Consider the following 11,375-nt stretch of genomic DNA (forward strand, 5'->3'; position numbering starts at 1 on the left):
GTGGCCTATTCCCTGGCCTGGCTCGCCGCCTGCCGCGCTGCGCGCCGGGCCCGCACCGCTTGCGCCAGGCCCTCGAGCACCGGCACCGTCTGCGCCAGGCTGATGCAGGCATCGGTCACCGACACCCCGTGCGCCAGAGGCTGGCCGGCCACGATGTCCTGCCGGCCTTCCCGCAGATGGCTTTCGATCATGACGCCCATGATGCGAAGGTCGCCGCCTGCGACCTGCCCCGCCACGTCGGCGGCCACGTCGATCTGCCGGCTGTGCTGCTTGCTGCTGTTGGCATGCGAGACGTCCACCATCACCTGCGCGCGCAGGCCAGCTGCCTGGAGCAGCTGGCAGGCGGCGTCCACCGACGGCGCGGCGTAGTTGGGCTGCTTGCCGCCGCGCAGGATCACGTGGCAGTCGTTGTTGCCCCGCGTCTCGAAGATCGCCGACTGGCCCATCTTGGTCATCCCCATGAACGCATGCGGTGCCTGCGCCGCCAGGATCGCATCGCTGGCCACCTTCACGCCGCCGTCGGTGCCGTTCTTGAAGCCCACCGGGCACGACAGGCCGCTGGCCAGTTGCCGGTGGCTCTGGCTTTCGGTCGTGCGCGCGCCGATGGCGCCCCAGCTCACCAGGTCGCTGATGAACTGCGGGCTGAGCAGGTCGAGAAATTCCGTGCCCACCGGCAGGCCCAGTGCCAGCACGTCCAGCAGCAGCGCGCGCGCCATTTCCAGCCCTTCGTTGATGGCGAAGCTGCCGTCCAGGTGCGGGTCGTTGATGTAACCCTTCCAGCCCACGGTGGTACGGGGCTTTTCGAAATACACGCGCATGACCACAAGCAGGTCCTGCGCCATCGCATCGGCGTGTTCCTTGAGCTGGCGGGCGTATTCCATGGCCTGCCCATGGTCGTGGATAGAGCAGGGCCCCACCACCACGACCAGCCGATCGTCCTGCCCGTGCAGCACCCGCGAGATCGCCGCGCGGCTGGTTTCGACGAGCTGCAGCGCGGCCGGGGGCGTGGGCAGCCACTCCTGCAGCAGCGCGGGCGTGATCAGCGGCCGCACGGCCTTGATGCGCGTGTCGTCGATGCGCGTCGTGTCGTGGGTGGAAAGCGGGGTGGCGGTGCGGTGCACGTGGGGGGTTGCGGTGGGCGTCATGGCAGCGATTGTCGCGCGCGTGGGCCCGGCGCTTGCGCGCTCCTGGCGTGGGTCCGGAGCCTCAGGGCCGGCGAAACGCCGTCTTCTGGCGCGACCAGTAGCGGGAATCGAGCCGGTCCATCCGCACCTCGCCGCCGGTGGAAGGTGCGTGGACGAACCGGTTCTCGCCCACGTAGATGCCGGCGTGGGTCGGCCGGCCCGAACCGAAGACCACCAGGTCGCCCGTGCGCAGTTCGCTGCCGTCCACCGGCTGCCCGAAGTCGTTCAGCTGCGCCACCGTGCGCGGCGGCGCGATGCCCGCGCGGCTCTTGTACACGTAGCCGATCAGTCCGCTGCAGTCGAATCCGCCTTCGGGCGTGTTGCCGCCGTAGCGGTAGGGCGTGCCCACCAGGCCCAGCGCATGGATGGCGATGTCGCTCGATTGGTCGGGCGACAGCTGCGAATACTGGACGCTGCCGCGCGAAGACCGGGGCTGGGGCGTGGTGCCGCAGCCGGCCAGCACCAGGGCTGTGGACAACAGGGCAAGGCAGAGGGAAGCGCGCATGCGCCGAGGGTAACGGATGTGCTGCAAAACCCTTCGCGAAGCCTCAGCGCGGTGGCGGTGCCGCCGGCTCTGCGGCAGGGGCGCGGTTCGCGGCCCCGACCTTGTCCAGCAGGTGCATGGCCAGCGTTTCGTACAGGGGCCGCACCAGCATGCGCGACACCAGGCTGGCCAGCATGGCCGAGGCCATGAGGCTGAGCACCATTGCATGGCCGTCCACCATCTCCATCACGATGATGAAGGCCGTCAAAGGCGCCTGCGTGACCGCCGCCAGGAAAGCCGCCATGCCCATGGCGATGAGTGCCGGTGCGATGTCGGGGCTGGCCAGCAGCGAAACGTTGTGCCCCACGCCCGCGCCGATCGACAGCGCCGGCGCGAAGAAACCGCCCGGCACGCCGCACCATGCGGTGAGCCACGTGGCGATGAATTTCAGCGTGACGTAGAACGCCGGAACATCGGCCTGCCCGGCCAGCATGTGCTTGACCGCTTCCGAGCCCGCGCCGAATGTGGCGCCGCCGGTGGCCAGGCCGATCACCGCGACCCCTAAACCACCCGCGGCGGCGAACCGCACGGGGAACCGGGCCCGCAGCTCGTTCAGCCGGCTGGGCGCATTGGTGAGCGAGGCCGTGATGAGCTTGGCGAACAAGCCGCCGAGAACGCCGCACACCAGTGCCACGCACAGGCCCGGCAGCAACGCGTCCCAGCCCAGCCGTGGCACGCGGATCACCCCGAAGTAGCTCAGATTGCCGAAGAACGACACGCCCATCAGCCCGGCCAGCACGATGGCCGCGATGATGAGCCCGCTGCTGCGCGACTCGAGCTTGCGCGACAGCTCTTCGATGGCGAACACCACGCCCGCCAGCGGCGCATTGAACGCCGCGGCAATCCCGGCGGCCCCGCCGGCCACCAGCAGCGCATGGCTGGTGATGCCCGAGCGCGGCCCGAGCCACCGCTGCGCGTGCTGCATCACGCCGGCCGCCACCTGTACCGACGGGCCTTCGCGCCCCATGGACAGCCCGGCCAGAAAGCCCGCGCTGCCCAGCACGATCTTGGCCAGCGACATGCGCAGCGAGACGAAGTAGCCGCGCTGGCTGGGCTGCAGCCCCGGCTCCAGCGCTGCCATCACCTGCGGAATGCCCGAGCCTGCGGCCCCCGGCATGAAACGGCGCGTGGCCCACACGATGCCCGCCGTGATGGCCGGGGTCCACAGCAGCACGGCCCAGCCGCCCTGCCAATGCAGCACTTGCTCGAAGCGCTCGAACGCCCATTCCGCCATGAGCGTGAAGGCCACCACGAAAAGCCCGGCCACGGCCGCGTAGGCCAGCACGATCGCACGCTCGACCCACCGCCAGCCGTCCGCGAACTCCTGCCGCAGGTTGTGAAGAAAATCGGGTTGGCGGTGCATGGGCAGGAAGGCCGGGGCCGGCGTTGGGGCGTTGGAAAAGGCGTTTTTATTGTGGCATGGGCTTGGGCGCGGGGTGCTTCGCGCCCGGGGCGAATCGGGCACAATCGACGCCTCTCTTCGCAGCCTGTTTTTTACTTTTAAAGCAGATTGCGCAGGCCGTAGTGCCTTTCTTCCACCATTCTCTACAGGCCCTTACACACCATGGCATCCGTCAACAAAGTCATCATCGTGGGCAATCTCGGGCGCGATCCCGAAATGCGCACGTTCCCCAGCGGCGATCAGGTCGCCAACGTCACCATCGCCACGACCGACCGCTGGCGCGACAAGAACACCGGTGAGAACAAGGAATCCACCGAGTGGCACCGCATCGTCTTCAACGGCCGCCTGGCGGAAATCGTGGGTCAGTACCTGCGCAAAGGCTCGCAGGTCTACGTGGAAGGCAGCTTGCGCACCCGCAAGTGGACCGACCAGGCCGGCGTGGAAAAATTCACCACTGAAATCCGGGCCGACAGCATGCAGATGCTGGGCAGCCGCCAGGGCATGGGCGGGGGCGGCCAAGGCGGTGGTGGGGGCTATGAAGACAGCGGCTACGGCGGTGGCGGCAACGATGGCGGCTACGACAACAGCGCTGCCCCTGCACCGGCACGCCGCCCTGCCCCGGCACCCGCCCAGCGGCCTCCAGCGCCGGCGCCCCGTCCGGCACCGGCACCTGCTGCCCAGGCCCCGCGTGCGGCTTCGGGCTTCGACGACATGGATGACGACATTCCGTTCTGAAAGACCCAATGGCTAAAAGCCGCTTCGGCGGCTGACACCGCCCAAAGCCCGGCTTCGAAGGAAGACGGGCTTTTTTTCTGGGTGCATCCGCCACCCTGCGCGCTCAGGCGCCCACGGTCTCCACCAGCTTTTCATTGAACGCCGGAATGTCGTCGGGCTTGCGGCTGCTGACCCAGCGGCCCTCGACGTGCACGGTTTCGTCCACCCAGGTGGCGCCCGCGTTGCGCAGGTCGGTGGCGAGGCTGGGCCAGCTCGTCAGCGTCTTGCCGCGCACGAGGTCCGCGTCCACCAGCAGCCAGGCGCCATGGCAGATCACGGCGATGGGTTTGCCGGCCTGGTCGATGGCTTTCACGAAAGCCTGGGCCTTGGCCTCCGTGCGCAGGGCGTCGGCATTGACCACGCCGCCGGGCAGCAGCACGGCGTCGAACTGGGCGGGGTCGGCCTGGTCGAGCGTGCTGTCCACCGGGAAGGTGTCGGCCTTTTCGTCATGGTTGAAGCCCTGCACCTGGCCGGACTTCGGGGCGATGATCTGCGTGGTGAAGCCGGCGTCCTGCAGGGCCTGGCGCGGACCGGTCAGTTCGACCTGCTCGAAGCCGTCGGTCACGAGGATGGCCACTTTGCGGGCACCGGCGGATGGGGATTGCGTTGCGGAAGAGTTCATGGGAAGGCTCCTTTTCGAAGCCCACCAATCTAGGGGCCGCGCCGGCGGCGGCGTGTCGGCCAAACGCCATCGCGGGGCAGGAAATCGGCCCACATCCGAAGGCTTCTCATTGCACTCCAAAGCCCCTGAGCCGCCGCGCGTGTCGGATGCCCGAGCCGTCGGTCAGTCGCGCCTGCGCCATCGCTCGATGCCCTCGAACACGGCCATGCCCGCCAGCATCGCCGCAGCGAACAGCCAGGCGTCCGGTGCGCCCATGCCCAGCAGCACCAGGGCCGGGCCGGGGCACAGGCCCGCCAGTCCCCAGCCGATGCCGAACAGCACCCCGCCGCCGACCAGCCGCGCATCGATGCCCCGCGCAGTGGGCCACTGCAGCGGCGTGCCGCGCAGCGTGGTGCCCCGCCGGCGCGCCAGTGCGAAGGCCACCATGGCCACGCCCACCGCGCCGCCCATCACCAGCGCGAGCGAGGGGTCCCAGGGCCCGGCGATGTCCAGAAATCCCAGCACCTTGGCCGGGTCGGCCATGCCGGAGATGAGCAGTCCCAGCCCGAAGACCAGGCCAGCGCCGAATGCGATCACCAGAGACATGGACGTGCTCCTTTTCTTTGCGTCAACCGAGGTGCCGCAGCACGAACACGGTGGCCATGCCGGCCGCCATGAAAACCACCGTGGCGGCCAGCGATCGCCCCGAAAACCGCGACAGGCCGCACACGCCGTGGCCGCTGGTGCAGCCAGCGCCGTAGCGCGTGCCCACGCCCACCAGCAGCCCCGCCGCGATGAGCATGCCAGCGCTGGCGTCGATGTGCACCGCGGGCAGCGGTGCGGCCAGCGCATACGCCAGCGGCGCGGCCATCAGGCCGGCCACGAAGGCCAGGCGCCACGCGGTATCGCCGCGCCGCGGCCGCAGCAGCCCGCCCACTACCCCGCTGATGCCGGCGATGCGCCCTGCCAGCAGAAAAAAGCCCCCGGCCGCGAGCCCGATGAGCGCACCGCCCGCCAGCGCGGTGCCCGGGGTGAAAACGTTCCAGTCGATGGCCATGCGGTTCAGTCCTTGGGGCAGTAAAGACGGTACAGCACTGCCAGGATGTCCAGCAGCGAGGCATCGGCCACGCGGTAGTAAATGTTCTTGCCCTCGCGGCGGGTGTCCACCACGCCCTGCGTGCGCAAGACGCCCAGTTGCTGCGACAGCGTGGGCTGCTGAATGCCGAGGGCCGCCTGCAGGTCGCTCACGCACTGCTCGCCTTGCGACAACTGGCACAGCAGCAGCAGGCGGTCTTCGTTGGCCAGGGCCTTGAGGGCCGATACGGCCTGGGTGGCGGCCTGGCGCAGCCGCTCGGGGTCGATGGGGGTGGGACGAGGGTCCATGAGGAAGAGATCCGGCAAAAAACCGCGAGAAAGGGGCGGCGTTGACTTCAATATATCAAATTACATAATATCTACCGTTAGATTGTTCCATGACGAAAGCGCTCCCATGCCCCGCTCCACCGCCCTTCAGTCGTTCTTCGACCCCGCCACTGGCACGGTGACCCATCTCGTATGGGACCTGGCCACGCGCTGTGCGGCGGTCATCGATCCGGTGCGGGATTTCGATGCGGCTGCGGGCCGCACGGCCACCCGCTCGGCCGATGCGGTGCTGGCCCACGTGCGTGCCGAGGGGCTGGCGGTGCAGTGGATTCTGGAAACCCACGTGCATGCCGACCACCTGTCGGCCGCGCCCTATGTGCAGGCGCAGGCGGGCGGGCGCATCGCGGTGGGCGAGCACATCCGCACCGTGCAGGCCGCCTTCGGCCGGCTGTTCCCCGCGCAGGCCGGTGCGGCGGACGGCAGCCCGTTCGATCACCTGATGCGCGATGGCGAAACGATTCAGCTCGGCCAGACGCCGCTCACCGCGCTGTGGGTGCCCGGGCACACGCCCGCCGACATGGCCTATCTCGTGGATGGCGCCGCGTTCGTGGGCGACACGCTGTTCATGCCCGATGTCGGCACGGCGCGCGCCGACTTTCCCGGGGGCGACGCGGCCACGCTCTACCGTTCGATCCAGCGGCTGCTGGCGCTGCCGGGCGACACGCGCCTGTTCGTCTGCCACGACTACCCGCCCGCCGGCCGCGCACCGCAATGGGAAACGACGGTGGACGCCCAGCGCCGGCACAACATCCATGTGGGCGGTGGCGTGACCGAGGCGGCGTTCGTCGCGCTGCGCAGCGCCCGCGATGCCACCCTGGGCGCGCCGGCGCTGCTGCTGCCGTCGCTGCAAGTGAATGTGCGCGCCGGACAGCTGCCGCCGCCCGAGGCGAACGGCATCGCCTACCTGCGCATTCCGCTGAACGCATTCGGCACGCCGCCCTGAACGGCCGCACCGTGCGGGATCGCTCCTACCCGGGGACAGGTGCCGCGCCCACCGCCCCGCCGCGCGGGTTGGGCGAAGCTGTGGACACACGGCGCTCCTATTTCGGACCGCCCCGCGACACCCCGCAATACCCCAGCCCAAGGAGCTTTCCATGCGCACACCCACCTTGCCCGATACCGCCATCGACCCCACGGACGATCCCACGGCTGAAATGCCGGAAGGCGACGACATCAACGACCACCTGGAGGCCGAGCAGGACGTCTCTGACGGCATGGCCGACATCTCCGTGCAGCCGTTCGACGACCCGCGCAGCGGCGGCCCGTTGAACTTCGACGACGGCACCGACATGGCCCACCCCCGCGGCAAGACCGGCCGGGATGGCGGCACGTGGGAGGCCGAAGGCAGCGACAGCGGCGACCTGGAGCCGCCGGCCGAGCTGCTCTCCGACCGCAACGGTCCGAGCGATCCGGACGCCAAGCGCACCGAGTGATTTTCGCGCCGCGGCGCGCTTCCTGGCGGAGGCGCTGCCGATCGCGGCGACCGCACAAAGCAAAGGGCGCCGAGGCGCCCTTTCTTCATTTGCTATTGATTTAATAGCTATGCCCCCTAGGGGAATATGCGCTGGAGGCCAAAAAGACCATAAGCCTCAGACGTCCCCCAGCGGCCGGCGCTCAATGCACCACCATCAGGTGGAAAGGCCACACGTACGCCTGCAGCGTCACGTACAGCCCCACCAGGCAGGCGAGCGCGATGGAGTGGAAGAACACGTAGCGCAGGATGTCGCCCTCGTGGTTGAACCAGCGGGTGGCGGTGGAGGCGACCACGATCGATTGCGCATCGATCATCTTGCCCATCACACCGCCCGAGCTGTTGGCCGCGCCCATCAGGTTGGGCGACAGCCCCAGTTGCTCGGCCGCCACCTTCTGCATGCCCCCGAAGAGCACGTTCGAGGCGGTGTCCGACCCCGTGAGCGCCACGCCCAGCCAGCCCATCAGCGTGCCGAAGAACGGATAGAACACGCCCGTGTTGGCGAACGCCAGGCCCAGCGTGGTGTCGGTGCCCGAATAGCGCGTGAGCGTGCCCAGCGCCAGCATGAGCACGATGGTCAGCAGCGAAAAGCGCACCAGCCACACCGTCTTGAAGAACGTGCGCACGATGGCGACGGGGTTGTACTTCATGAAGACGGCGCTCACCACCGCCGACAGCAAGATGGCGGTGCCGGTGGCCGAGAGCAGGTTCAGCGTGTACACGGCGGCCTCCTTGGTGGGCGCGGGCACCACGGGCGGCACTTTTTCGATCAGGTTGTGCAGGCCGGCCATGGGAAACGCGGGTGCGAACAGCCCGTTGAGCCAGGCCTTGACCGGCGGCAGGCCCCAGATGAAGACGAACACCGATAGGATGACCCAGGGCATCCACGCAGCCACCAGCGCTGCGCGGCTGTGCTGCGTGACGGGCTGGGGCGGCTTGGCTTCCGCCGCGCTCACGTCGCGCCCGCGCAGCGAGGCCGACGTCCACACCGTCTTGGGCTTCCACACGCGCAGGAACGCCACCAGCGATGCCATGGACACGATGGCCGCGATGATGTCCACCAGCTCCGGCCCGATGAAGTTGGACACCAGGTACTGCGGCACGGCGAACGCCACCGCCGTCACCAGAATGGCCGGCCAGATCTCCCACATGCCCTTGCGCCCGGCGAAGGCCCAGATGAGCCAGAACGGCACCAGCAGCGAGAAGAACGGCAGTTGCCGCCCCACCATCGCCGTCACCTCCATCAAGTCGTAGCCGTGCACCTTGGCCAGCGTGATGACTGGCGTGCCCAGCGCTCCGAACGCCACCGGCGCCGTGTTGGCGATGAGGGACAGCCCCGAGGCTGCGAGCGGCGAAAACCCCAGCCCGATCAGGATCGCCGCCGTCACCGCCACCGGCGTGCCGAAGCCGGCGGCGCCTTCGAAGAACGCCCCGAAGCTGAAGGCGATCAGCAGCAGCTGGATGCGCCGGTCGCTGGTGATGCCCGACAGCGAATCCTGCAGCACCTTGAAGCTGCCGTTCTGCTCGGTCAACTGGTGCAGAAAGATGATGTTCAGCACGATCCAGCCGATGGGCAACAGGCCGGTGAAGCCGCCGTACAGTGCCGCGCGGCCCGCCATGTCGGCCGGCATGCCGTAGGCGAAGACGGCCACCAGCAGCGCCGCGATCAGGCCCAGCCCGGCGGCGACGTGCGCCTTGATGTGAAAGAACCCCAGCGCGGCGAGCATCACGACCACCGGAATCGCGGCCAGCGCGGTGGAAAAGATCATGTTGCCGAACGGATCGTAGATTTGCTGCCAGGTCATTGGTTTGTCTCCAGTGCTTTGGAAGGAGTGCAGCGATCCGTTCTTTTGTCGTCCTGTGCGTTCCCTGACGGTTCGGCTGACACGAATCCGCACGACTGTAGAAACAAAGTTCCCCGGCGTGCGTGAAATTCAGTCTACGGAGGATTGAGCGGATTTCAAACCCTTGGGCGCCATGCGCGAGCGCCTGCGGGACAGTGCCGCAGCGCAGGCAAGCGGCGTGAGAGCGGTTGCTGCGCCACGGCTCGGGGCTGGCAGCGCGCCGCCGGAGGTCTGCGGAGGCCCTCCAGCGGCACCTTCGGCGGCGGTCGGGAGATCGTTACTGCAGCGCCAGGGACGCGCCGCCCACCAGATTGACGGTATTGATTCGCGCCTTGCTCAGCCGCAAGCCGCGATCACGCCGCCGCCCAGGCAGACTTCGCCGTCGTACAGCACCGCGCTCTGGCCCGGGGTGACGGCCCACTGCGCACCCGGAAACTCCAGCGCGAAATCGGCACCCTCGGCCTGGGTCACCGCGCAGGCGGCGTCCTGCTGGCGGTAGCGGGTCTTGGCCGCCAGCGTGCCCGGCGCGGGCGGGTGACCCGCCACCCAGCTGGCGTCGGCTGCCTGCAGGGTGTAGGACAGCAGCCACGGGTGATCGTGCCCCTGCACCACGCGCAGGGTGTTGGTGTCCAGCTCCTTGCGGGCCACGAACCACGGTGCGTGGTCGCCCGCGCCGCGCTGCGCGCCCTTTTCCTTGACCCCGCCGATGCCCAGTCCCTGCCGCTGGCCGAGCGTGTAGAACGACAGGCCCTGGTGCCGGCCGAGCGTGCGCCCCTTGTCGTCGCGGATCGCGCCGGGCTCCTTCTGGATGTAGCGGTTCAGAAAGTCGCGAAACGGCCGCTCGCCAATGAAGCAGATGCCGGTGGAATCCTTCTTCCTGGCGTTGGGCAGGCCGATCTCCTCGGCGATGCGGCGCACTTCGGTCTTGTGCAGCTCGCCCACGGGAAACAGCGTTTTCGACAGCTGCGCCTGGTTCAGGCGGTGCAGAAAATAGCTCTGGTCCTTGGACGGATCGAGCCCCTTGAGCAGTTCGAACAGGCCGGACGATGCGTTCTGCCGCACCCGGGCGTAGTGCCCCGTGGCGATCTTCTCGGCGCCCAGGCGCATGGCGTGGTCCAGGAAGGCCTTGAACTTGATCTCGGCGTTGCACAGCACGTCGGGGTTGGGCGTGCGGCCGGCCTGGTACTCGCGCAGGAACTCGGCGAACACGCGGTCCTTGTACTCGGCGGCGAAGTTGACGTGCTCGATCTCGATGCCGAGCACGTCGGCCACGGCCGCCGCGTCCACGAAGTCGATGTTGGAGGAGCAGTACTCGCTGTCGTCGTCGTCTTCCCAGTTCTTCATGAAGATGCCGACGACCTCATGGCCCATGGCTTTCAGCAGATGGGCGGTGACCGCGGAATCCACGCCGCCGGACAGGCCGACGACGACGCGGTGCTTGGGGGTTGCTGTCATGCCCGGGATTGTATTTTTTATGCCGCTACAGCCGAGCGCCCGGACCGGGAACGCCGGGCCGCCCAAAGGGCATGAAACACGGCTTTTTCAATTTGCTATGTAATCAATAGCAATGAGGCCAATGAACACGGCGGCAGGTGCGATATTTGCCCTCATGTCCCGGCGGGCGGGCGAGTGGCGGCCTTCTCAGCGCGGCTGCAGCACGCTCGGGTCGGTGTGGATCAACTCCAGCGGGTAGCGCTTGCCGGCCAGGTAATCCTCGATGCACTGCAGCACCAGCGGGCTGCGGTGCCGGTCGGCGCAGCAGCGGATTTCGTCGAGCGTCATCCACACCGTGCGCACGATGCCGTCGTCCAGCGTGCGCCAGGCATGCACCGGCCCGACCGAGCCGGCGAAGGCAAAGCGCAGGTAGGTGATGTCGTCGCCCGTGCGGGTGCGGGTGAAGCGGTTGAGGTACACGCCCACCAGCGCCGCGGGCGTGAAGTCGCAGGCGGTTTCCTCCAGCACCTCGCGCACGCAGCCGTCGATCGGCGATTCGCCCGGGTCCAGGTGCCCCGCCGGATTGTTGAGCCGCAGCCCGTCGGCCGTGTCTTCTTCCACAAGCAGGAAGCGGCCGTCCTGTTCGATGACGGCGGCCACGGTGACGTTGGGTTTCCAGCGGTTCGGCATGGCGGCCAT

At 68.4% G+C, this 11,375-nt stretch carries 13 protein-coding genes; 3 read left to right on the top strand and 10 right to left on the bottom strand.

The window, feature by feature from the left end:
- Positions 1-5 precede the first annotated feature (5 nt).
- The 3 genes from BLT03_RS08240 to BLT03_RS08250 all read right to left on the bottom strand — a co-directional run bounded on the left by BLT03_RS08240 (position 6) and on the right by BLT03_RS08250 (position 3,091).
- Positions 6-1,145, bottom strand: a complete 1,140-nt coding sequence (locus tag BLT03_RS08240; protein ID WP_092742272.1) for a 3-deoxy-7-phosphoheptulonate synthase — start codon at positions 1,143-1,145, stop codon at positions 6-8.
- 61 nt (positions 1,146-1,206) lie between these two features.
- On the bottom strand, positions 1,207-1,689 hold the full coding sequence (locus tag BLT03_RS08245; RefSeq protein WP_092742275.1) for a C40 family peptidase: 483 nt from the start codon (positions 1,687-1,689) through the stop codon (positions 1,207-1,209).
- A 43-nt stretch (positions 1,690-1,732) separates the two neighbouring features.
- A complete protein-coding gene (locus BLT03_RS08250) occupies positions 1,733-3,091 on the bottom strand; it encodes a chloride channel protein (RefSeq protein ID WP_092742277.1) in 1,359 nt (452 codons plus the stop codon).
- A 201-nt stretch (positions 3,092-3,292) separates the two neighbouring features.
- On the opposite strand from BLT03_RS08250, the gene ssb reads away from it, so the two are divergent.
- Entirely contained in the window at positions 3,293-3,865 is a 573-nt protein-coding gene (gene ssb / locus BLT03_RS08255; RefSeq protein ID WP_092742280.1) for a single-stranded DNA-binding protein, read from the top strand.
- A 103-nt stretch (positions 3,866-3,968) separates the two neighbouring features.
- Here the strand turns inward: ssb and BLT03_RS08260 are convergent, their stop codons facing one another.
- The 4 genes from BLT03_RS08260 to BLT03_RS08275 form a co-directional block, all read right to left on the bottom strand.
- Positions 3,969-4,526 (bottom strand): type 1 glutamine amidotransferase domain-containing protein, encoded by a 558-nt coding sequence (locus tag BLT03_RS08260; RefSeq protein WP_092742283.1) that lies wholly within the window; start codon positions 4,524-4,526, stop codon positions 3,969-3,971.
- 162 nt (positions 4,527-4,688) lie between these two features.
- On the bottom strand, positions 4,689-5,111 hold the full coding sequence (locus BLT03_RS08265; RefSeq protein ID WP_092742286.1) for a DUF6691 family protein: 423 nt from the start codon (positions 5,109-5,111) through the stop codon (positions 4,689-4,691).
- Positions 5,112-5,133: 22 nt separating this feature from the next.
- Positions 5,134-5,562, bottom strand: a complete 429-nt coding sequence (locus BLT03_RS08270) for a YeeE/YedE family protein (protein WP_092742289.1) — start codon at positions 5,560-5,562, stop codon at positions 5,134-5,136.
- A gap of 5 nt (positions 5,563-5,567) precedes the next feature.
- Positions 5,568-5,888, bottom strand: coding sequence for an ArsR/SmtB family transcription factor (locus tag BLT03_RS08275; protein ID WP_092742292.1), 321 nt, complete (start codon positions 5,886-5,888; stop codon positions 5,568-5,570).
- A gap of 106 nt (positions 5,889-5,994) precedes the next feature.
- Between BLT03_RS08275 and BLT03_RS08280 the strand changes: the two genes are divergently transcribed.
- The gene (locus BLT03_RS08280) at positions 5,995-6,870 is read left to right on the top strand and encodes an MBL fold metallo-hydrolase (protein WP_092743017.1); all 876 of its coding nucleotides are present in this window, start codon (positions 5,995-5,997) and stop codon (positions 6,868-6,870) included.
- A 151-nt stretch (positions 6,871-7,021) separates the two neighbouring features.
- Positions 7,022-7,360: a serine/threonine protein kinase gene (locus BLT03_RS08285; RefSeq protein ID WP_092742294.1), complete on the top strand. Its 339-nt coding sequence runs from the start codon at positions 7,022-7,024 to the stop codon at positions 7,358-7,360.
- Positions 7,361-7,541: 181 nt separating this feature from the next.
- Here BLT03_RS08285 and BLT03_RS08290 read toward each other — a convergent pair whose 3' ends face one another.
- The 3 genes from BLT03_RS08290 to BLT03_RS08300 form a co-directional block, all read right to left on the bottom strand.
- Positions 7,542-9,203: an L-lactate permease gene (locus BLT03_RS08290; RefSeq protein WP_092742297.1), complete on the bottom strand. Its 1,662-nt coding sequence runs from the start codon at positions 9,201-9,203 to the stop codon at positions 7,542-7,544.
- A gap of 375 nt (positions 9,204-9,578) precedes the next feature.
- Positions 9,579-10,697 carry a tRNA 2-thiouridine(34) synthase MnmA gene (mnmA, locus tag BLT03_RS08295; protein ID WP_092742300.1) on the bottom strand — a complete coding sequence of 373 codons (1,119 nt, stop codon included), beginning with the start codon at positions 10,695-10,697 and terminating at the stop codon, positions 9,579-9,581.
- 186 nt (positions 10,698-10,883) lie between these two features.
- A complete protein-coding gene (locus tag BLT03_RS08300) occupies positions 10,884-11,366 on the bottom strand; it encodes an NUDIX hydrolase (RefSeq protein WP_092743020.1) in 483 nt (160 codons plus the stop codon).
- Positions 11,367-11,375 lie beyond the last annotated feature (9 nt).

The organism is Paracidovorax valerianellae (genome assembly GCF_900102625.1).
GTDB lineage: Bacteria > Pseudomonadota > Gammaproteobacteria > Burkholderiales > Burkholderiaceae_C > Paracidovorax > Paracidovorax valerianellae.

What these genes read in the sequence shown, in the direction of transcription:
- BLT03_RS08275 (WP_092742292.1), bottom strand. Translation starts at nt 5,888, where the DNA reads ATGGACCCTCGTCCCACCCCCATCGACCCCGAGCGGCTGCGCCAGGCC.
- BLT03_RS08260 (WP_092742283.1), bottom strand. Translation starts at nt 4,526, where the DNA reads ATGAACTCTTCCGCAACGCAATCCCCATCCGCCGGTGCCCGCAAAGTG.
- ssb (WP_092742280.1), top strand. Translation starts at nt 3,293, where the DNA reads ATGGCATCCGTCAACAAAGTCATCATCGTGGGCAATCTCGGGCGCGAT.
- BLT03_RS08265 (WP_092742286.1), bottom strand. Translation starts at nt 5,111, where the DNA reads ATGTCTCTGGTGATCGCATTCGGCGCTGGCCTGGTCTTCGGGCTGGGA.
- BLT03_RS08250 (WP_092742277.1), bottom strand. Translation starts at nt 3,091, where the DNA reads ATGCACCGCCAACCCGATTTTCTTCACAACCTGCGGCAGGAGTTCGCG.
- BLT03_RS08285 (WP_092742294.1), top strand. Translation starts at nt 7,022, where the DNA reads ATGCGCACACCCACCTTGCCCGATACCGCCATCGACCCCACGGACGAT.
- BLT03_RS08245 (WP_092742275.1), bottom strand. Translation starts at nt 1,689, where the DNA reads ATGCGCGCTTCCCTCTGCCTTGCCCTGTTGTCCACAGCCCTGGTGCTG.
- BLT03_RS08240 (WP_092742272.1), bottom strand. Translation starts at nt 1,145, where the DNA reads ATGACGCCCACCGCAACCCCCCACGTGCACCGCACCGCCACCCCGCTT.
- BLT03_RS08290 (WP_092742297.1), bottom strand. Translation starts at nt 9,203, where the DNA reads ATGACCTGGCAGCAAATCTACGATCCGTTCGGCAACATGATCTTTTCC.
- BLT03_RS08280 (WP_092743017.1), top strand. Translation starts at nt 5,995, where the DNA reads ATGCCCCGCTCCACCGCCCTTCAGTCGTTCTTCGACCCCGCCACTGGC.
- BLT03_RS08300 (WP_092743020.1), bottom strand. Translation starts at nt 11,366, where the DNA reads ATGCCGAACCGCTGGAAACCCAACGTCACCGTGGCCGCCGTCATCGAA.
- BLT03_RS08270 (WP_092742289.1), bottom strand. Translation starts at nt 5,562, where the DNA reads ATGGCCATCGACTGGAACGTTTTCACCCCGGGCACCGCGCTGGCGGGC.
- mnmA (WP_092742300.1), bottom strand. Translation starts at nt 10,697, where the DNA reads ATGACAGCAACCCCCAAGCACCGCGTCGTCGTCGGCCTGTCCGGCGGC.